This window comes from uncultured Litoreibacter sp. (assembly GCF_947501785.1).
GTDB lineage: Bacteria > Pseudomonadota > Alphaproteobacteria > Rhodobacterales > Rhodobacteraceae > Litoreibacter.
Window position 1 is genome coordinate 3,540,106 of the sequence record NZ_CANMXB010000001.1, and the last position, 17,593, is coordinate 3,557,698.

General features: G+C 59.3%; 19 protein-coding genes. 12 read left to right on the plus strand and 7 right to left on the minus strand.

Annotated elements, in window-relative coordinates; all coding sequences use genetic code 11:
* The first annotated feature begins 192 nt into the window (after positions 1-192).
* A complete protein-coding gene (locus Q0899_RS17655) occupies positions 193-366 on the plus strand; it encodes a hypothetical protein (RefSeq protein ID WP_299194544.1) in 174 nt (57 codons plus the stop codon).
* 95 nt (positions 367-461) lie between these two features.
* A complete protein-coding gene (locus Q0899_RS17660; protein WP_298298466.1) occupies positions 462-1,127 on the plus strand; it encodes a DUF2161 domain-containing phosphodiesterase in 666 nt (221 codons plus the stop codon).
* Here Q0899_RS17660 and Q0899_RS17665 read toward each other — a convergent pair.
* Positions 1,124-2,572, minus strand: a complete 1,449-nt coding sequence (locus Q0899_RS17665) for a diguanylate cyclase (protein ID WP_298298468.1) — start codon at positions 2,570-2,572, stop codon at positions 1,124-1,126. The genes Q0899_RS17660 and Q0899_RS17665 overlap by 4 nt on opposite strands.
* Before the next feature lie 187 nt (positions 2,573-2,759).
* Between Q0899_RS17665 and Q0899_RS17670 the strand changes: the two genes are divergently transcribed.
* On the plus strand, positions 2,760-3,869 hold the full coding sequence (locus Q0899_RS17670) for a serine/threonine protein kinase (protein ID WP_298298471.1): 1,110 nt from the start codon (positions 2,760-2,762) through the stop codon (positions 3,867-3,869).
* On the opposite strand, the gene Q0899_RS17675 is transcribed toward Q0899_RS17670, so the two are convergent.
* A complete protein-coding gene (locus tag Q0899_RS17675) occupies positions 3,851-5,074 on the minus strand; it encodes a Hint domain-containing protein (RefSeq protein WP_299194549.1) in 1,224 nt (407 codons plus the stop codon). The two genes, Q0899_RS17670 and Q0899_RS17675, sit on opposite strands and share 19 nt — an antisense overlap.
* 354 nt (positions 5,075-5,428) lie before the next feature.
* On the opposite strand from Q0899_RS17675, the gene Q0899_RS17680 reads away from it, so the two are divergent.
* A complete protein-coding gene (locus tag Q0899_RS17680; protein WP_299194552.1) occupies positions 5,429-6,409 on the plus strand; it encodes a sterol desaturase family protein in 981 nt (326 codons plus the stop codon).
* A gap of 83 nt (positions 6,410-6,492) precedes the next feature.
* On the opposite strand, the gene Q0899_RS17685 is transcribed toward Q0899_RS17680, so the two are convergent.
* A complete protein-coding gene (locus Q0899_RS17685) occupies positions 6,493-7,302 on the minus strand; it encodes a M90 family metallopeptidase (protein WP_299194555.1) in 810 nt (269 codons plus the stop codon).
* Positions 7,303-7,526: 224 nt separating this feature from the next.
* Here Q0899_RS17685 and Q0899_RS17690 point away from each other — a divergent pair, with 224 nt between their 5' ends.
* From Q0899_RS17690 to Q0899_RS17700, 3 genes are all read left to right on the plus strand, one after another.
* A complete protein-coding gene (locus Q0899_RS17690; protein WP_298298478.1) occupies positions 7,527-7,814 on the plus strand; it encodes a co-chaperone GroES in 288 nt (95 codons plus the stop codon).
* 69 nt (positions 7,815-7,883) lie between these two features.
* The gene (gene groL / locus Q0899_RS17695; RefSeq protein WP_298298481.1) at positions 7,884-9,527 is read left to right on the plus strand and encodes a chaperonin GroEL; all 1,644 of its coding nucleotides are present in this window, start codon (positions 7,884-7,886) and stop codon (positions 9,525-9,527) included.
* A 186-nt stretch (positions 9,528-9,713) separates the two neighbouring features.
* Complete coding sequence (locus Q0899_RS17700; RefSeq protein ID WP_299194558.1) at positions 9,714-10,202, plus strand: GNAT family N-acetyltransferase; 489 nt, start codon at positions 9,714-9,716, stop codon at positions 10,200-10,202.
* Here Q0899_RS17700 and Q0899_RS17705 read toward each other — a convergent pair.
* The gene (locus Q0899_RS17705) at positions 10,199-10,588 is read right to left on the minus strand and encodes a VOC family protein (RefSeq protein ID WP_298298487.1); all 390 of its coding nucleotides are present in this window, start codon (positions 10,586-10,588) and stop codon (positions 10,199-10,201) included. The genes Q0899_RS17700 and Q0899_RS17705 overlap by 4 nt on opposite strands.
* A gap of 105 nt (positions 10,589-10,693) precedes the next feature.
* Between Q0899_RS17705 and Q0899_RS17710 the strand changes: the two genes are divergently transcribed.
* Positions 10,694-11,527, plus strand: a complete 834-nt coding sequence (locus Q0899_RS17710) for a DMT family transporter (RefSeq protein ID WP_299194561.1) — start codon at positions 10,694-10,696, stop codon at positions 11,525-11,527.
* On the opposite strand, the gene dprA is transcribed toward Q0899_RS17710, so the two are convergent.
* From dprA to tldD, 3 genes are all read right to left on the minus strand, one after another.
* Positions 11,514-12,629, minus strand: a complete 1,116-nt coding sequence (gene dprA / locus Q0899_RS17715; protein WP_299194564.1) for a DNA-processing protein DprA — start codon at positions 12,627-12,629, stop codon at positions 11,514-11,516. The genes Q0899_RS17710 and dprA overlap by 14 nt on opposite strands.
* Positions 12,630-12,846: 217 nt before the next feature.
* Complete coding sequence (locus Q0899_RS17720) at positions 12,847-13,329, minus strand: GNAT family N-acetyltransferase (RefSeq protein WP_298298499.1); 483 nt, start codon at positions 13,327-13,329, stop codon at positions 12,847-12,849.
* Positions 13,326-14,753 carry a metalloprotease TldD gene (gene tldD / locus Q0899_RS17725; RefSeq protein WP_299194567.1) on the minus strand — a complete coding sequence of 476 codons (1,428 nt, stop codon included), beginning with the start codon at positions 14,751-14,753 and terminating at the stop codon, positions 13,326-13,328. Before tldD ends, Q0899_RS17720 begins: the two co-directional genes overlap by 4 nt.
* A gap of 162 nt (positions 14,754-14,915) precedes the next feature.
* Here tldD and coxB point away from each other — a divergent pair, with 162 nt between their 5' ends.
* The 4 genes from coxB to Q0899_RS17745 are packed head-to-tail and all read left to right on the plus strand — an operon-like array spanning position 14,916 to position 17,581.
* Entirely contained in the window at positions 14,916-15,815 is a 900-nt protein-coding gene (gene coxB / locus Q0899_RS17730; RefSeq protein ID WP_298360058.1) for a cytochrome c oxidase subunit II, read from the plus strand.
* A gap of 37 nt (positions 15,816-15,852) precedes the next feature.
* Positions 15,853-16,794 (plus strand): heme o synthase, encoded by a 942-nt coding sequence (gene cyoE, locus Q0899_RS17735; protein ID WP_299194571.1) that lies wholly within the window; start codon positions 15,853-15,855, stop codon positions 16,792-16,794.
* Complete coding sequence (locus Q0899_RS17740; protein ID WP_298298514.1) at positions 16,794-16,988, plus strand: hypothetical protein; 195 nt, start codon at positions 16,794-16,796, stop codon at positions 16,986-16,988. Before cyoE ends, Q0899_RS17740 begins: the two co-directional genes overlap by 1 nt.
* Entirely contained in the window at positions 16,988-17,581 is a 594-nt protein-coding gene (locus Q0899_RS17745; protein ID WP_298298518.1) for a cytochrome c oxidase assembly protein, read from the plus strand. The genes Q0899_RS17740 and Q0899_RS17745 overlap by 1 nt, the downstream gene beginning before the upstream one ends.
* The last annotated feature ends 12 nt before the right edge of the window (positions 17,582-17,593 follow it).

A 17,593-nucleotide genomic window follows, 5' to 3' on the forward strand; every position in this document is an offset into this window, starting at 1 on the left:
CACCTACCAAGGAGGACTCTGTCGATGGACAAACTGGCCTAATTTCCCGCCATCCCGACTGCGTTTTTTCGCGTTACCTTTGCTGTAGGAGCACACTGACAATGGACAAGACCGGCTGACCCCGTTTCGGGGTTTGACACGTTCGCACGTTTGCCGTGCGGCCCCAACTCACTCCATTTGAAAGGGTATGACATGCCCAAATCTTCCAAGAAAACCCGCTCTGGCGGGACCAAAAAAGCTGTCCAACACTCCGCGAAACCGGGCTTTGACGCCGCGCAGTTGAAGGTCGGGAAAGGCGGCGGCAAGTCGCAACAGGCCTATGGCGGCAAACCTCCACGATTCCCCGGACGCACCGGCGGGCGTTGAGCCTGCGGGCCCCGCCACGCGTGACATGCGCGGCGGGGCTTGATCGCGGGCGCGGTTTGGGCATTCTGAGGTGGAGCAGAAAATTGGATCAACCAATGCGCGAAACAGAGCTGTATCCGGCGGTGAAATCCTTCCTTGAAGGGCAGGGCTATGAAGTCAAAGGCGAAGTTGGCGCATGTGACGTTGTAGGCGTGCGCGGGGAGGACGATCCTGTCATCGTCGAGCTGAAGACCGGGTTTTCGTTGTCGTTGTTTCATCAGGGCGTCGCGCGCCAGGTCGTGAGCGATGACGTGTACCTGGCCGTTCCGCGTGCAACGGGAAAGCGGTTTGGCAAGGCTTTGAAGGAGAATATCGCCCTGTGTCGCCGTCTCGGTTTGGGGCTACTGACTGTGCGGTTGCGCGACGGGCTGGTGGAGGCACATCTTGATCCGGCGCCTTACACGCCCCGCAAATCGAAATTGCGCCGCGGGCGATTGCTGCGTGAATTCGCCCGGCGGGTGGGTGATCCCAATGAGGGTGGCGCTACGCGGGTGGGGTTGGTGACAGCCTACCGGCAGGATGCGCTGCTTTGCGCGGGCCATTTGGCGACGGCGGGGCCCTGCAAGGGGTCTGATGTTGCGCAGGCCACTGGCGTGCCAACCGCCACGAGGATTATGGCGGCTGATCATTACGGCTGGTTTGAGCGGGTGGCGCTCGGCGTGTACCAGCTGACCCCGAAGGGCGCGGAAGGGTTGGAGGCGTATAAAGGGCGTGGCGCCTAGTCTTCGGGCGTGTAGGACTGCACCCTGTTGCGGCCCAATTCCTTGGCTTTGTAGAGCGCCAGATCAGCGGATTTGACCAGGTCAGCGACAAGCGCGCCATCTGCAGGCCAGACCGCCACGCCCGCAGAGATGGTGATCTTGGGCAGGGACTCGCCCGAATACTTGACGCTTAGGCTGGCGACCTGTTTGCGAAACTGCTCTGCCATGGCGTGTGTCTGCTCCTGCGACATGTCGGTGCAGAGCACGATGAATTCTTCCCCTCCCAACCGGCAGGGGGCGGCGTTTTCGGTGAAAAATTCAATCATCTTCGCGCCCAGCGCGCGCAACACCAGATCGCCAGCATCATGGCCATGGTGGTCGTTGAACTTCTTGAAATGGTCAACGTCGATAGAGATGACGGAACAATTGGCGCCATTGGTTCGGGCAACATTCACCTGGCGGTGGGCGGCTTCCAGGAACCAGCGGCGGTTCCACAGGTTGGTGAGCGGGTCGCGCACGGACTGGTCCAACAATTCCTGACGCAGTTGCACATTGGCGATGGCGAGGCTGATTTGTTCGGCACACAAAAGCGCGAGTTCCCAGCGTTGATCCAGGAAGTACTTGAATTTTTCCCGCTGTGCGCGGTCGGGGGCAAAGCCACCGAAGTCTAAATGCAGCAGACCGTTTGTTTGGCCATGTGCCGTGATTGGTACGCAGAAATAGGGGGAATCATCCTCAGCCGCATGGCTGTGCGCGCAGGGAAATTCGATAGGACGCATCCCAAAGGAGTAGGCGCGGCCACGGCGCAGCGCCCAACAATCGTCCGCCTCGATCTGTTTTGGGGCCGTGTCAGTGCCGCCCCATTGAATGTTGAGGTCCAGCGAGTCGCGGGAATTGGAGTAAATGTAGAGCTGGCCTTCCGCCTCCGGCATGAGGGTTTCGAGCGACTTGGCAATAACCAGCAGCAGCTCATCAAGCGACTTGGCAGAATAAAGCCATTCGCTGACCTGGCTGAGCAGGCGGCGTTCCTGCTGACGCAGCTGTTCGTTCTCGGTGGCCTCCTTGGTCGACTTTTCCAATGCGCGGCGCGCCGTGACATCGCGGGACGAAGACATGAAATGTGTGTGGTTGCCCTGCGGATCAAACACCGGCGTGATCCGGCTTTCCATCCAAAATGGGGTGCCGTCCTTGCGGCGGTACTGCACTTCGATATCGACGGGTCTGCGATTGGTGATGCAATCTTCGATCTTTGCGATAGTCGCGGATTCCGTCACGTCGCCGCGGAGAAAATCACCGGGTTTGCCACCCAGCATTTCGTTCAAAGTAAAGCCGGTCAGAAGTTCGAACCCGCGGTTGAGCCAGACGATCCGGTCCTCGCGGTCGGTGACAAGCAATGCGTCGCGGCTGAATTCCGCGGCCATGATCGCATATTGGTCGAATTCGCGCTTGGGGACAGGTTTGGTCATGATCTCGCATGGCAACTAAGAAGCTTGGGGGTCTTTTGCCAGAAGGACAGTTAATGAATTGCCATATGCCGGATGATCCGGCGTTCAAATTCTCTCCAATATTTTTGTCAATTTTTAACAACCTCTTGCCTGACATTGGGGTAGCGGATAGCACTGCGCGTCGGGAGTTTTGCCTTGGGAGACCCGCATGGAAAATACGGTCGTAAACAGCTGGAACGAATGGGACCCGCTGAAACATGTCATCGTGGGCCGCGCCGACGACTGCCATATCCCGCCGGAAGAGCCGGCGCTGGATGCCAAGGTGCCCGAGGACAGCGACATGCGCGGGCAATGGGGCCGCCGCCCGCAAGAGACCATCGACCGCGCCAATGAGCTTTTGGACAACTTCGCATCCATGCTGGAAAAGCGCGGGGTGCGGGTGGACCGGCCGGTTTCCATTGACCACTCCAAGCCGGCGACGACGCCTGATTTCCATACCGATAGCCAGTTTGGCTGCATGCCGCCGCGTGACGTGCTTCTGACAGTGGGATCGGAAATGCTGGAGGCGACGATGTCCTATCGCTGCCGCTGGTTTGAGTATCTGAACTACCGCCCGCTGATGGAGCGGTATTTCGACGAGGACCCCAATTTCCGCCATGAAAGCGCGCCGAAGCCGCGGCTGACGGATGAGGATTACCACCCCGACTATCTGTCCGACAAAATCGGGGTCGAGAAGCGGCTGCAATGGGCGGCAGAGAAGTTTTTTGTCACTACCGAAAAAGAACCCCTGTTCGATGCGGCCGACGTGCTGCGCTTTGGGCGCGATCTGGTGGTCCAGCATGGGTTTACAACGAACCTGAAGGGCATTGAATGGCTGCGGCGGCATTACCCTGATCACCGCGTGCATACGGTGAATTTTCCCGGCGACCCGTACCCGATCCACATCGACGCGACCTTCACACCGCTGCGCCCCGGATTGATCCTGAACAACCCGCAGCGCCGCCTGCCTGACGACCAGCGCAAGATGTTCGAGAAGAACGATTGGGAAATTGTCGACGCAGCCCAGCCCGCACATAACGCGCCGCCGCCGCTTTGCTATTCTTCCACCTGGTTGTCGATGAACGTGTTGGTTTTGGATCCGAAAACCGTCTGCGTCGAGAAGTCCGAGGTCTATCAGGCCGAACAGATGGACAAGCTGGGCATGAACGTCGTCGAAGTTGAGCTTCGCGACGCCTACGCCTTTGGCGGCGGGCTGCATTGCTGTACTGCGGATGTGTACCGCGAAGGCGGGTGTGAGGACTACTTCCCCAACATGTAGCCTGCACACAGCGCGGGGCGGGCCCATGGCGCCGTTGCCTTACCGGTCACCGTCGACTTTGATCGCCGGGTCGCGACATTGGGTTGCTGCATTTCCAGAATGGCCTTTCGGTTCTTCTTGCACCGCTCGACAAAGCGCTTTTGTTTGACGTTGGTCAGGCTCTCCAACGCGGCAGAGGCGTGCCGCATGGGGACGGCCAGTTCCGGGAGGAGAAGGCCGAGCTCCTGCCTGGTCTCATGTGGCATTGCCTTTAGCGACATCGGCCCGAGGTGCAGGCTTTCAGTTGGCGCGCCTTCGGAGAAAATCACCTCATGCGTGTCGAGCAGGACATGGAAATAGTCGAAGCTCGGCATCGTCTCCTCCACAAAGATACCGGGCAGGGCAGTCAGCTTGATCGCGTGCACAAGAATTTCATCCGCCCCGAACATCCTGCTGGCAATAGGGGAAGAGGCCAGCATGCGGTGTTGCCGCGAGACCCGCAGATCGCGTAGCGGCAGGTTATTCCCCAACGCGCCGGCGCTTATGCGCACGGGCCGAAGTTTGGGGTTGCGCGCCATCTGGCCGGCGGAGACATGCGTCTTTGCAACCCAGCGCACGGGCATAAGCCCGTTGCCGGCAGTCAGAACCATATCGCCTACGCAGATGTCTTCTACGGCAACGGGGCCCCTGTCGGTTTGAATTTTGCTCCCACTGACAAAGCAGGTCACAAATTCCTGGTCATCGCTGGCCGTGGCGTTCTGGTTCTGCCCTGACCCGGAAACGGACGTGACATTGATTGACTGGACGGGCGCATTGTCCAGAGCGTTTGCACCCAACCCGAAGTCATCATCTATCATGACCAGGAACAGGTCCCCTTCGGCCGTTTGGATGATCCCACCCAAGCCGACATAATCCGGCTCCCCCGAACTGGCAGTGAAGGTGATGGTCACATTCACGGTCGCCGCAAAATCCAACACCGTGTTCACGGTGCCCGACCCCAGATCGTATGACATGCTTTCGCCCGCGCCGAACCCATCGCCCTGAATGACCCCGTCGCTATTGGCATCATCGGCCGTGACCGTGGTGATATGGCTATATGCCGGATCAGCGGCATCGTAGTAACTGTTGATCAGCGCGGCCTCGTTTTCGACCGCAGAATTGCCTTCAACGGTGTCCAGGTCACCGAAATTACCCAAGAAAATCATGGAGAAGGTTGTTGTTGTCATGGGGCGGGCTCCGGTCTCATCGACGTCAAACTGCCTGGCTGACGTACAAAGGCCACGCCAAAGAGTCGTAAAGACAACGGAAATTTTTCAGAAAAACTTTATGCAGATTGAGCTTTGCCGCGACTGAACCCACGCGACGGGAAATGCGGCGCGATGTGGGGCGTCGACTTCGATCGTCCATCCATTGGTCGAGTGACAAGGCACTGATGTGGTTCGGCTGGCGCGAAATGCGTCCGGTATGACCGCCACTCAATCCTCGGAAAAACAGCCGCAGATGCCAAGAACAAACTGTTTTTCACGTGTGTCGCAATCTGCCAGACTGGGCAAAAGGTCACGACAGCGAAGGGCAACCAAATGAGCGATCCCTCCCTCAAAGGCTGGAACCATATTCCTGCCGTGCCATTGAAAGTGTCGCCATTTTTCAGTTGGCCGTTGCGACCGCTCGAGATGCTCGCTTGGGTCTGGAACGCGTGGTTTCTGATCACCGAAAAGCTGATTATCCTCGGCATCGCGATCGTGTCGTTCTATTGGTTCCAGCCGCCGCTGGAGGTGTCAAAGACGCTCGCCTTTGGCTGGGTCGCCGAAATGTATGTCCGCAACCTGTTGCTGATGACCGCAGTGGCGGGCGGGCTGCATCTCTATTTCTACACATTCACCAAACAGGGCAAAGAGCTGCGTTACGATCCGCGCCCGCTGATGAAGAACGGCCGCCAATTTACGTTAGGTGGGCAAATTCGCGACAACATGTTCTGGACGCTGGCCAGCGGCGTGACGGTCTGGACCGGCTACGAGGTGTTGATGTTCTGGGCCTTGGCCAACGGCTATGCGCCGATGCTGACCTGGGCGGCGCACCCGGTCTGGTTCGTTGCGATGTTCCTGCTGATCCCCGTCTGGGAGAGCTTCTATTCCTACTGGATTCACCGGTTCCTGCACATCCCGTTCTTATACAAGCATGTGCACGCCCTTCATCACCGCAACATCAATGTCGGGCCGTGGTCCGGGCTGTCGATGCACCCGGTGGAGCATTTGATATTCATAGGCTCGGTTCTTGTGCATTGGGTCGTTGGGGCGCACCCCGTGCATATCCTGTTTCATTTGCAATATGTTTCGCTGACGGCCGCCACGACGCATACGGGCTTTGAAGGGCTGGTGGTCAAGGACAAGAACCGGCTGGCGCTGGGCACGTTCCACCACCAGATGCACCACCGCTATTTCGAATGTAACTACGGCTCGCTAGAGATCCCGTGGGACAAGTTCTTCGGCTCGTTTCACGACGGCACCGCTGAGGCGAACGAACGGATGAAGGACAGACGCCAGCGGATCATGGGGAGCTGAGCAATGGCGGCACTGACCATCAAGGACCTGATGGAAGCCAAAGGTAAACGCCAGCTGGACCAAGTACAGGTCGCCGCTTGGTTCTACTCCCAGTCCAATGGGTTCAGCTGGAAGAGCTCTGAGAGTTGGTGATAAACATCGGGTTCTTCCTGGACCAGGCGGGATGGGTTTTCGAAGAACATTTCCACGACGACAGCAAAATACTCTTCCGGCCCCTCGGCGCCATAGGCATCAATAACGGTGGGTCGCCCGCTTTCCACATGCCCGACATGAATGTCATAGGCCGAGGTGAAGACCTGCGCCCACCGGGCGAGGCTTTGGCCCGGGTTCATCACGGGTGCGCCGTCCGTGTGGCCGGACAAGTTGTCGAGCTGATGGGCGAATTCGTGCAGAACCACATTCTGCCCATCCGTATGGTTTTGCGCCCCGCGTTCGCTGTGTTCCCATGACAGCACAACCGGGCCGCGTGCCCAGCTTTCGCCGGTCCTGACGATTTCCTGCTCGGTGACGACGTAGCCGTCCGAGATTTGCTGGCGGGACTTGAATGCGCCCGGGTAGATCAAGATGGTGCGCAGCGTGTCGTACCATTGCGGGCTGTTCACGACCAGAAGGCAGGCCTGTGCGGCGATGGAAAGCTGCATCTCTTCCGTGACTTCCAGCCCGTTGCAGCCGATAAACTCGACTTGATCAAGAAACAGGCTCACCTTTCCCTCCAGCTGGGCGCCGTAGGCGCGGGGCAGCTTTCGGATGAGCGGGACCTCGTCCAGAATGATGTTGCGCTGATCTTCTGTGAGAGTGGTGCTGAGGAGCGCCTGGCGCTTGCGTTTTATGGAATAGGTCCAAAGCAAAACAACCGCAGCTGCGCCCAGCAGGAACAAAAATAGAATAGTCATAACAGGTTTATAGGGTGGTTGCCGCGCGTGTTGGAGAGAGAAATGCTTGCCATGGGCCGCCCCGAGTTCGAAGAGTGGTGAAGCGTCGCGAATTTTCGGCGGGAGACTGTTGACTCAGCGGCGCTTGCTCCTTAGCTACGCTGCGTTAGCACTCGACATTGGTGAGTGCTAACGGCCTCAGATGGAGGCCAAGTGGAACTAACTTTGAGCTGGGAGCTACAAAGATGGCATTGAAACCGCTTCACGACCGCGTCCTCGTAGAACGTGTAGAGAGCGACGAAAAGACCGCCGGTGGTCTGATCATTCCTGAAAGCGCAAAAGAGAAGCCTGCAGAGGGCGTTATCGTTGCTGCTGGTGAAGGCGCACGCAAAGACTCGGGCGAACTGATCCCGATGGCCGTCAAAGAAGGCGACAAAATCCTGTTCGGCAAATGGTCCGGCACGGAAGTCACCGTCGACGGCAAAGAGCTGCTGATCATGAAAGAAAGCGACGTTCTGGGCATCCTGTCCTGATCGATGGCGCGTGAAATCACGCACCCTACGGCTTTACCTAAATTCTGAAATTCTAAGGAGCACATGAAAATGGCTGCTAAAGACGTCAAATTCGACACGGAAGCCCGGAACAAGATGCTGAAAGGCGTCAACATTCTGGCTGACGCTGTCAAAGTCACGCTGGGCCCAAAAGGCCGCAACGTGGTTCTGGACAAATCCTTCGGCGCACCGCGCATCACCAAAGACGGTGTATCCGTGGCCAAGGAAATCGAGCTGGAAGACAAGTTCGAAAACATGGGCGCACAAATGGTCAAAGAAGTGGCCTCGCGTACCAATGACGAAGCCGGCGACGGCACAACCACCGCAACGGTCCTGGCGCAAGCCATCGTCCGTGAAGGTCTGAAATCGGTTGCCGCTGGCATGAATCCGATGGACCTGAAGCGCGGCATCGACTTGGCGACCTCGAAAGTGGTCGAGGCCATCAAAGCGGCGGCCCGCCCTGTCAATGACAGCGACGAAGTTGCCCAGGTTGGTACCATCTCCGCCAATGGCGAAGCTGAAATCGGCTCCCAAATCGCAGGTGCCATGCAAAAAGTCGGCAACGAAGGTGTTATCACCGTTGAAGAGAACAAAGGTCTGGAAACAGAAACCGATGTTGTCGAAGGCATGCAGTTCGACCGTGGCTACCTGTCGCCTTACTTCGTGACCAACCCTGAGAAAATGACCACCGAGCTGGACGACGCGTTGATCCTGCTGCACGAGAAGAAGCTCTCGTCGCTGCAGCCAATGGTTCCGCTGCTGGAATCGGTTATTCAGTCCGGCAAACCGCTGATGATCATCGCGGAAGACGTTGAGGGCGAAGCCCTGGCGACTTTGGTTGTGAACAAACTGCGTGGCGGCCTGAAAATCGCGGCTGTCAAAGCCCCAGGCTTCGGCGACCGCCGCAAAGCCATGCTGCAAGACATCGCGATCCTGACCGGCGGCCAAGTGATTTCCGAAGATCTGGGTATGAAGCTGGAATCGGTCACCATGGACATGCTTGGCACCGCCAAGAAGGTTCAGATCACCAAGGACGAAACCACCATCGTCGACGGTGCCGGATCGAAAGCGGAAATCGAAGCACGTGTGGCTCAAATCCGCCAGCAGATCGAAGAAACCACATCCGACTACGACCGTGAGAAGCTGCAAGAGCGCGTTGCCAAACTGGCAGGCGGTGTTGCTGTGATCCGTGTCGGCGGCATGACCGAAGTGGAAGTCAAAGAGCGCAAAGACCGCGTTGACGACGCACTGAACGCAACCCGCGCCGCTGTCCAAGAGGGCATCGTTGTGGGTGGTGGTGTTGCTCTGGTTCAAGGTGCAAAAGCGCTGGACGGCCTGGAAGGCGACAACAACGACCAGAGTGTCGGCATCAACATCGTGCGCAAGGCCATCGAGGCCCCGCTGCGTCAGATCGCTGAAAACGCTGGTGTCGACGGTGCGGTTGTTGCGGGCAAAATCCGCGAATCCTCCGACGCAGCCTTTGGTTTCAACGCGCAGACCGAAGAATATGGCGACATGTTCAAATTCGGCGTGATTGACCCGGCGAAAGTTGTTCGTACCGCGTTGCAGGATGCAGCATCGGTTGCGGCGCTGCTGATCACCACGGAAGCCATGGTGGCAGACGCTCCGTCGAAAGACGGCGGCGGCGCACCTGGCGGCATGCCCGACATGGGCGGCATGGGCGGCATGATGTAAGATCAAATCCTTCGGGATTTGGTGGCGTCACGCTGACACGAAAGATTGGGAAGAGCGGCCTGCGGGCCGCTCTTTTCGTTTGCAGTGATTTGGCTGGGGGATTGCCAAATGGGCCGCCACTGTTCCAAACTGCGGCAAAGCAGCCCGAGCAAACGGGCGCCAAGACCGCTGTTGAGGGCCAAGCAGATGGATCCAAGTTTTACCAGAGAAGCGCGCGAAGACGACCACGCCGCGATTGACCGGCTGTTGGAGGCCGCTTTTGGAGCATCTGCAGAGGTCCAGCTGCTTCATGATCTGCGCGCGGAAAAGGCGATTTACCGCGAGGTGATCATGCCATGGGGCGAGGAAGCGGCCGGCTATCTGGCGGTTTCGAGGTTTGTGGAGCCGGAAGGTTGGCTCTGCCTTGCGCCCGTTGCCGTCCACCCGGACTGGCAAGGGCAGGGGCGCGGCCATTTCATGGTGAAGGGCATCGTGGACGAGCTGACCAAGGGGCTTGGCCGCACCATGATCGTGGTGGGCGACGGCAAATTCTATCGCCGTTGCGGGTTTCTGGCGACGCGGGCCGCGCGGCTGACATCGCCCTTTGGTACCGAGAATACGTTGCTGGCCGCGCCTGAAATGACCGTGCCCGTGGAAAGGCTGGTCTACCCGAAGGCCTTTGCGGCGCAGGACTAGGGTTTCTCCTCCATTTCTGCTGAATTGCCAATGGGCTGCCACAGCTGAATGCGGTTGCCTTCCGGGTCGGAGAGCAGTGCAAACCGCCCGTTTGGCTCATCGCCTTCGAAAGACACCTCGATACCGGCCGCGTTCAGCTGCGCCATCATGGCATCGAGGTCGCGGACCCTGAAATTGATCATCCATTGGTTTTGCGGGGCGCCGAAATACCCGGTGTCGTGGGCGAATGGTTCAAAGACGGTGGCCCCGCCGCCGGACCGCCAGCACGGGCTTTCATAATCCGTTGGCGTCGGGTCGATCCCAAGATGGGTGCTGTACCAGTGCCGAAGCGCGGCTTGATCGTGGGAGCGGAAGAAGAACCCGCCAATTCCTGTGACTTTCTCCATGGTCTGGCTCCTGCCGAGATATATGTATCCTAGCGCAAGTCACGTTCCCGCCAAAATCATCTTTCGCCATTGCGCCGAAGCGCCAAGTTGGCAAAGGGTGCGGACATGAAATTGTTTCTTCTTGTCGCGCTGACCATGGCAGCTTTTGCCGCCAATTCACTGCTCAACCGGGTTGGAGTCGCGTCGGGCGCGATCACCGCCGAGATGTTTGCATTTGTGCGTGTGGTCGCGGGGTCTGCCGTTTTGGCGGTTCTGGTCCTGGTCCAGGGCGGTACGCTGCGGGCGTGGCCCAGTTTTTGGGGCGTGCTGGGGCTAACGGCATATCTGGTGGGGTTCAGTCAGGCATATATCGGGCTGGACGCGGGCTTGGGCGCATTGATCCTGTTTGGCGGCGTTCAGGTGACCATGTTCGCAGGGGCGCTTGTTTTGGGTGAACGGGTGCCCGCGATGCGGTGGGTTGGCATGGGAATGGCTTTGCTTGGGCTGTGTTGGATCGTGGGTGGCGTGGCCACGCATGGCGGTGCGCAGCTGGACGTGGCCTTCATGGCTTTGGCGGCTTTGGGTTGGGGCATCTATTCGTTGATTGGGCGTGGCGTGGCGAACCCCTTGCAAGCCACGGGACTGAATTTTCTGTGGTCGGTGCCTTTGGTCGCGCTGACGCTGATCCCAACCGGGATCGAAACACCGAATGCGTTTGGCATCACCATGGCGATTTTGTCGGGCGGGATCACCTCCGCCTTAGGCTATGCGCTGTGGTACATGGTGCTTCCGAAGCTGCATGCCAGCGTGGCAGGCGTTGCGCAGCTGAGCGTGCCGGTCATCGCGCTGGTCGGGGGTGTTTTGCTGCTGGGCGAGGCGGTGACGGTGCCGACTGTACTGGGAAGCCTTGTGGTGCTCGGCGGCATCGCCCTGTCGCTGATGCGCGTCAAAGGCGGCTGAGAAGTCCTCCAGCCTGACGTGTGATTTTTCCTTCCAGTTCCAGTGCCAGCAATTGCGGCGTCACCAGATCAGGATGCACGTCGAGATCGCGGATCAGCTGATCTTCGGCAACGGGCGTCGGGCCCAAAAGCCCCAAAATTTGCGCGTGGGCCGGGCCTGCATTGTGGACCGGCCTCTTTCGTGGCGTTTTTGGCGCAGCTTTGGGTTGCGGTTTGGCGAGCGCCTCCAAAATGTCTTTGCTTGAGCGGACCAATGCGGCGCCGTCACGGATCAGCATGTTGCAGCCTGCCGCGCGGGCGTCGAACGGGTGGCCCGGTACGGCCAGCACATCGCGACCCTGATCCAGCGCCTCACGCGCGGTGATCAACGAACCGGATTTGGCGGCGGCCTCCACCACCACGACGGCGCGCGACATGCCCGAAATGATGCGATTGCGACGGGGGAAGTGGCGTGCGATGGGCTCCATCCCCAAGGGTTGTTCGGACAGCCGCAGGCCGGATTTGGCGATTTGGTCGTGCAAAGCGGCGTTTTCTTTGGGGTAAGTCACGTCCACGCCGCCCGCCTGGATGGCCACAGTGCCGGTGTCCAGCGTGGCCAAATGCGCCGCGGTGTCGATGCCGCGTGCCAGTCCGGAGGCGATGGTGAACCCTGCCTCGCCCAACCCGGTTGCCAAAGATGTCGCCATACGCGTGCCAAGCGAAGAGGCGTTGCGTGCGCCGACCAATGCAATGGCCGGCCGTTCCGTGAGTGAAACATCGCCAATCGCCCATATCAGCGGGGGCGGGTCGGTGATCTCCGCAAGCAAGGCAGGGTATCCCGCCGCGCCGTAGCAAACCAGGGTTGCCCCTATGCGTTTGCCGATCTTCAGTTCCTGTTCAGCTGCTTTGGCAGAAAAGGGCGCATATTTCGCAACCCCGGCCTTCCCGGCAATGGCGGGAAGAGCCTGCAGCGCGGCTTCAGCCGTGCCATGTTCCGCAAGCAGTCGGAAAAACGTGGTTGGTCCGACGCGGTGGGATCTGATCAGACGGAGCCAGCTGACCGTCGCGTCCCATGTCTTGGGGGGTGCGAGGGGGGGTGGGGTAGACAGCAGGTCGCTGGCCATCTGAAACTCCATCTGATCAGTGAGGCAATATTTGGGCCTCAGAGATTAAGGGAGTGTGAATGACAAATTGACGCGGGGAAAAAAATCTCAACGTACTGATTGCGCGAAGAAAAAACATGCCCCAGGCAGTGTCGCCAATTGTGCCCACTCCCCATAAATGGCGAGGTGAATGCGGCTAACTCGACGTGTTTTTAACCATCTGTAAGGCAATGCAGAATCAATCCGTGTTTCGCAGCGGCTTCTCATAGACATGCGCGCGGAGCGTGAACGGACCGGCCGACGTATCCACGGTGATTTCTTCAATGCCACGCTCAACCCATCCTGCCTTTTCGTAGAAGGCGCGGGCACGCTCGTTCTTTGTGGCGCAGTCCAGCACGCCGACTTGGTAGCCTCGGTTCATGAGCTCGGCCTCCGCGGCTTGCATCAACTGAGCCGCGAGCCCGGTACCGCGTTGGTCCAGTCGGACATAGAACTGGTCGATATGATCTCCCTTGAAGGCCACAAACCCTGTCGGCGCGCCACGCTCACCGGTGACCATCAGGTCATCGCCAAAGTTGCGCAGCCGCATATGAAAGCTGGCGGCGGTTCGCAGCTTTGCCAGCGCCTTGGGCGCGTGTTTCAAATGACCTGCATCCCAACCCTCAGCCCAAAGGACGGTCAGCGGTGCAAAATCGTCCTCGGTCGCGCGGCGCAACGTCATGTCTGGCTTCCTCCAACGGTCAGGCCGCCGATTTTCAGCGTTGGTTGGCCGACGCCCACTGGCACCCATTGGCCCTGCTTGCCACAATTCCCCATGCCGGGGTCCAACGCCATATCGTTGCCTATTGCCTGGATATGTTTCAGCGCCGTGGCGCCGTCACCAATAAGAGTTGCCCCGTTGACCGCTTCGCCCACGACACCGTTGCGAACGCGGTAGGCTTCGGTGCAGGAGAAGACAAATTTGCCATTGGTGATGTCAACCTGCCCGCCGCCAAATCCCACTGCATAGATGCCGTCTTTGAGGTCTTTGACGATGGCCTCGGGCTCTGCGTTGCCTCCCAGCATGTAGGTGTTGGTCATCCGGGGCATCGGTGGGTGTGCATAGGATTCGCGCCGCCCGTTGCCGGTGGGATCGACCCCCATCAGCCGCGCGTTTTGGCGGTCCTGCATGTAGCCGACCAGAATGCCGTCTTCGATAAGGGTGTTCTTGCCCGAAGGCGTGCCTTCGTCATCCACGGTGATGGACCCGCGCCGGTCCGGGATGGTGCCGTCATCCAGCACGGTGACGCCTTTGGCGGCGATCTGCTCACCCATCAGGCCTGCGAAGGCAGATGTTTTCTTGCGGTTGAAGTCGCCTTCCAGCCCGTGGCCAATCGCCTCGTGCAGCAGGATGCCGGGCCAACCCGGGCCAAGCACCACATCCATCACGCCCGCCGGCGCTGGGACCGCATCGAGGTTGACCAAAGCGATGCGCAACGCCTCGCGGACCAATCCTTCCCAATGGGACCGGTCCATCAAGGGCGTCAGCAAGTCCCGGCCGCCGCCGCCCGCGTTCCCGCTTTCGCGCCGGCCGTCTTTTTCGGCGATGACCGAGACGTTGATGCGGGTCATTGGGCGGTCATCATAAACGAGAGTGCCGTCCGGGCGCAGGATGGCAACCTGTTGATGGGACGCGGCAAGGGAGGCCGACACCTGCACGACGCGCTCATCCAGGCCCCGCGCAAACGCATCCATCTCTTTCAGCGTGTCGACCTTGGCGGTGAATGACGCGCCGTCCATCGGGTTTTCGTCGGTATAGAGTTTGCGGTTGGTGGCCTGCGGGCCTGCGGCCAATGTCGCACCACCCGCGCCCACAGCCAGACGCGCGGTTTCCGAGGCGCGCAGCAAGGCCTGCTCAGAAATCTCGGTGGCATGGGCGTAACCGGCGGTCTCGCCTTTCACGGCGCGCAGTCCGAACCCTTCGGAGGCGTCGTAAGAGGCCGTTTTCAACCGGCCATCGTCAAAGGCGAACACCTCGCCGCGTTTGCGTTCCAGAAATAGCTCGCCATCATCAGCGCCGTCGGTGGCTGCGCGCAGGATTTGTAGCGCCCGATCCTGATCAAGCATCGTCTCGAACGGGGTGAACGCGTCCATTTTGAGGGCCATTGGGGTGTCTCCATCAGATTTGGGCACATTTGCCTGCGGCAAGGTAGCGCGAGAGTGCGCGAGAGCCTTGCCCCGCAGCCACTAATATGGTTTTGACAGCGGCAGACGCAACGGGGGATTCCGTGCCACGAGCGGCGCGCCCCGAATAGCAGGGAAAATACTATGCGAATTTCGACGATTCTGGGTGCTCTGGCCTCTCTTTCCATGGCAGGTGCCGCTTGGGCGCAGTCCAATATCGACAATCCTTTGGGCGACCTTGAGATCATCGGCGCGCCTCATGCGGATGGCATCGCCTTCCAGCCCGCCACGACCGAGCTGGCACGGGACATCCACTGGCTGGACAATTTTGTCTTTGTCATCATCACAATTATCACCCTGTTTGTGACGGCGTTGATGGCTTACGCGGCCTTCAAATTCGCCGCCAAGCGCAACCCGACGCCAAAGACCTTCACCCACAACTCCACAATCGAGGTGGCGTGGACGATCATCCCAATCATCATTCTGGTGGTCATCGGCGCGTTCTCAATCCCGGTTCTGTTCAAGCAGCAGCGCATCCCTGAAGGCGACATTGTGATCAAAGCGACCGGCTACCAATGGTACTGGGGCTACGAATATGTCGACGAGGGCTTCGGCTTTGACAGCTTCATGATTGGCGCTGGCGAAAACCGCCTGACCCCTGACGTGTCGGCTGAACTGGCGGATGCCGGCTACAGCGATCAGGAATTCCTGCTGGCCACGGACACTGCGGTGGTTGTGCCAGTCGGCAAAACCATCGTGATGCAGGTCACCGCCGCTGACGTGATCCACTCCTGGACCATCCCATCCTTTGGGGTGAAGCAGGACGGCGTTCCCGGCCGTTTGGCGCAGCTTTGGTTCACCCCTGAGCAGGAAGGCATCTTCTTTGGCCAGTGTTCGGAACTCTGCGGGCAAGCGCACGCTTACATGCCAATCACCGTCAAAGTGGTGTCGGAGGAGGCATACGCCGCGTGGCTGGCTGGAGCAAAAGAAGAATATGCAGGTATCGCGCCTGTGGCCCCTTCGATCCAAGTCGCATCCAAATAAGACGGGAGCGGCGGGGTGAACCCCGCCCTATATATCCATGACAGACGCAACCCAAAATCTAGGCAACTATGAGGATGAAGCGCAGTTCGGCGATTACGTCGCGCTGCTGAAGCCTCGGGTTATGTCTTTGGTGGTCTTCACCGCCGCCGTTGGAGTCTTTGTGGCGCCTGTCTATGTGCACCCGTTTGTGGCCTTCGTCGCAATCCTGTTCATTGCCCTGGGCGGCGGCGCGTCCGGCGCGCTGAACATGTGGTATGACCACGACATCGACGCCATTATGAAGCGCACGTCCCGCCGCCCCGTCCCTGCGGGCAAGGTGACCAAAGGCGAGGCGCTGACCATCGGGCTTTGGCTGTCGGCGATTGCCGTTGTGATGCTGGGCCTTGCGGCCAACTGGGTCGCTGCGGGAATTCTAGCCTTCACCATCTTCTTTTACGCCGTCATCTACACAATGTGGCTGAAACGCTGGACGCCGCAGAACATTGTCATCGGTGGCGCAGCCGGTGCTTTCCCTCCGATGATTGGCTGGGCCGTGGCCACAGGTGGCGTGTCGGTCGAAAGCGTTTTGATGTTTGCCATCATCTTCATGTGGACGCCGCCGCATTTCTGGGCGCTGTCGCTGTTCATGAATGAGGATTACACCAAGGCAGGTGTGCCGATGCTGACCGTGACCCACGGCAAGCGCGTCACCCGGACCCATATTCTGGCCTATGCCGCGTTGCTGGCGCCGCTGGCGGTTTATGCGGCGTTCACCTCTATCGGCGGCTGGATCTATCTGGTGGCGGCGCTGTATCTGAACGCGAAGTTTGTCTACGGCGCGTGGCAGCTGTGGCAGCGCGATGACGCGATTGCGGATGCCGATGGTTACAAGGCCGAAAAGAAGTACTTCCGCTTCTCCCTGACCTACCTTTTCGCAAGCTTCGGCGCGTTGCTGTTGCAAGCGATCTGGGTGCAAGGCTTCGGAATGGGGGCGTGGTGATGGCGGCCCCGCGCGCGGAACACGAGATACACAAGCGCCGCTTTTCGCGGAATGCGGGCGTGGCCATCACGTTGGCCTGCTTCGTGTTTATCGTGTTTGGCCTGACCTATGTGAAGATCACCAACGGTGGCCTGAACCAAGGGTTCGACCATGTGGTGCGCCCCGAGCTTGTCCCAATTGGGGAGGGCAACTGATGTTCTCCAAGATGGACCCGGCTAAACGCACGCTGACGATGCTTTGCGCCATGGTGTTCACCATGGTGGGCCTGTCCTTTGCGTCGGTGCCTTTGTACGACTGGTTCTGCCGCGTCACCGGATATGGCGGGGCAACGCTGGAGGCGGATGCCGCGTCTGACGTCATTCTGGACCAGACGATCAAGGTGCGCTTTGACGGGTCACTGACGTCTGAAATGGCGTGGGAGTTCAAACCGGTTGAGCGCGAGATGGAAATCCGCATCGGCGAAACCGGGCTGGCTTTCTACGAGGCGTATAACCCGACGAACCGCCCCATCGCCGGGTCGGCCAGCTACAACGTGTTCCCGTTCACGGCGGGCGGCTTTTTTACCAAAATCGACTGTTTCTGCTTTGAAGAGCAGGTGCTGCAGCCCGGCGAGCGGGTGCAGATGCCGGTGACCTTCTATGTGGACCCTGAGATCGTCGACGACCGCGACGGCAAATACATTGATGCCATCACGCTGAGCTACACATTCTACGAAATTCCGTTGGAGGACACGCAGGCCGCGCTGGACATCGCGCCTGTTTCCGACGAAAACAACGACATCAACTAAGGTCCAAACCGA

Bases quoted from the DNA above. Each gene is read 5' to 3' on its own strand.
- Q0899_RS17655 (WP_299194544.1), top strand. From the start codon at position 193: ATGCCCAAATCTTCCAAGAAAACCCGCTCTGGCGGGACCAAAAAAGCT.
- Q0899_RS17660 (WP_298298466.1), top strand. From the start codon at position 462: ATGCGCGAAACAGAGCTGTATCCGGCGGTGAAATCCTTCCTTGAAGGG.
- Q0899_RS17665 (WP_298298468.1), bottom strand. From the start codon at position 2,572: ATGACCAAACCTGTCCCCAAGCGCGAATTCGACCAATATGCGATCATG.
- Q0899_RS17670 (WP_298298471.1), top strand. From the start codon at position 2,760: ATGGAAAATACGGTCGTAAACAGCTGGAACGAATGGGACCCGCTGAAA.
- Q0899_RS17675 (WP_299194549.1), bottom strand. From the start codon at position 5,074: ATGACAACAACAACCTTCTCCATGATTTTCTTGGGTAATTTCGGTGAC.
- Q0899_RS17680 (WP_299194552.1), top strand. From the start codon at position 5,429: ATGAGCGATCCCTCCCTCAAAGGCTGGAACCATATTCCTGCCGTGCCA.
- Q0899_RS17685 (WP_299194555.1), bottom strand. From the start codon at position 7,302: ATGACTATTCTATTTTTGTTCCTGCTGGGCGCAGCTGCGGTTGTTTTG.
- Q0899_RS17690 (WP_298298478.1), top strand. From the start codon at position 7,527: ATGGCATTGAAACCGCTTCACGACCGCGTCCTCGTAGAACGTGTAGAG.
- groL (WP_298298481.1), top strand. From the start codon at position 7,884: ATGGCTGCTAAAGACGTCAAATTCGACACGGAAGCCCGGAACAAGATG.
- Q0899_RS17700 (WP_299194558.1), top strand. From the start codon at position 9,714: ATGGATCCAAGTTTTACCAGAGAAGCGCGCGAAGACGACCACGCCGCG.
- Q0899_RS17705 (WP_298298487.1), bottom strand. From the start codon at position 10,588: ATGGAGAAAGTCACAGGAATTGGCGGGTTCTTCTTCCGCTCCCACGAT.
- Q0899_RS17710 (WP_299194561.1), top strand. From the start codon at position 10,694: ATGAAATTGTTTCTTCTTGTCGCGCTGACCATGGCAGCTTTTGCCGCC.
- dprA (WP_299194564.1), bottom strand. From the start codon at position 12,629: ATGGCCAGCGACCTGCTGTCTACCCCACCCCCCCTCGCACCCCCCAAG.
- Q0899_RS17720 (WP_298298499.1), bottom strand. From the start codon at position 13,329: ATGACGTTGCGCCGCGCGACCGAGGACGATTTTGCACCGCTGACCGTC.
- tldD (WP_299194567.1), bottom strand. From the start codon at position 14,753: ATGGCCCTCAAAATGGACGCGTTCACCCCGTTCGAGACGATGCTTGAT.
- coxB (WP_298360058.1), top strand. From the start codon at position 14,916: ATGCGAATTTCGACGATTCTGGGTGCTCTGGCCTCTCTTTCCATGGCA.
- cyoE (WP_299194571.1), top strand. From the start codon at position 15,853: ATGACAGACGCAACCCAAAATCTAGGCAACTATGAGGATGAAGCGCAG.
- Q0899_RS17740 (WP_298298514.1), top strand. From the start codon at position 16,794: ATGGCGGCCCCGCGCGCGGAACACGAGATACACAAGCGCCGCTTTTCG.
- Q0899_RS17745 (WP_298298518.1), top strand. From the start codon at position 16,988: ATGTTCTCCAAGATGGACCCGGCTAAACGCACGCTGACGATGCTTTGC.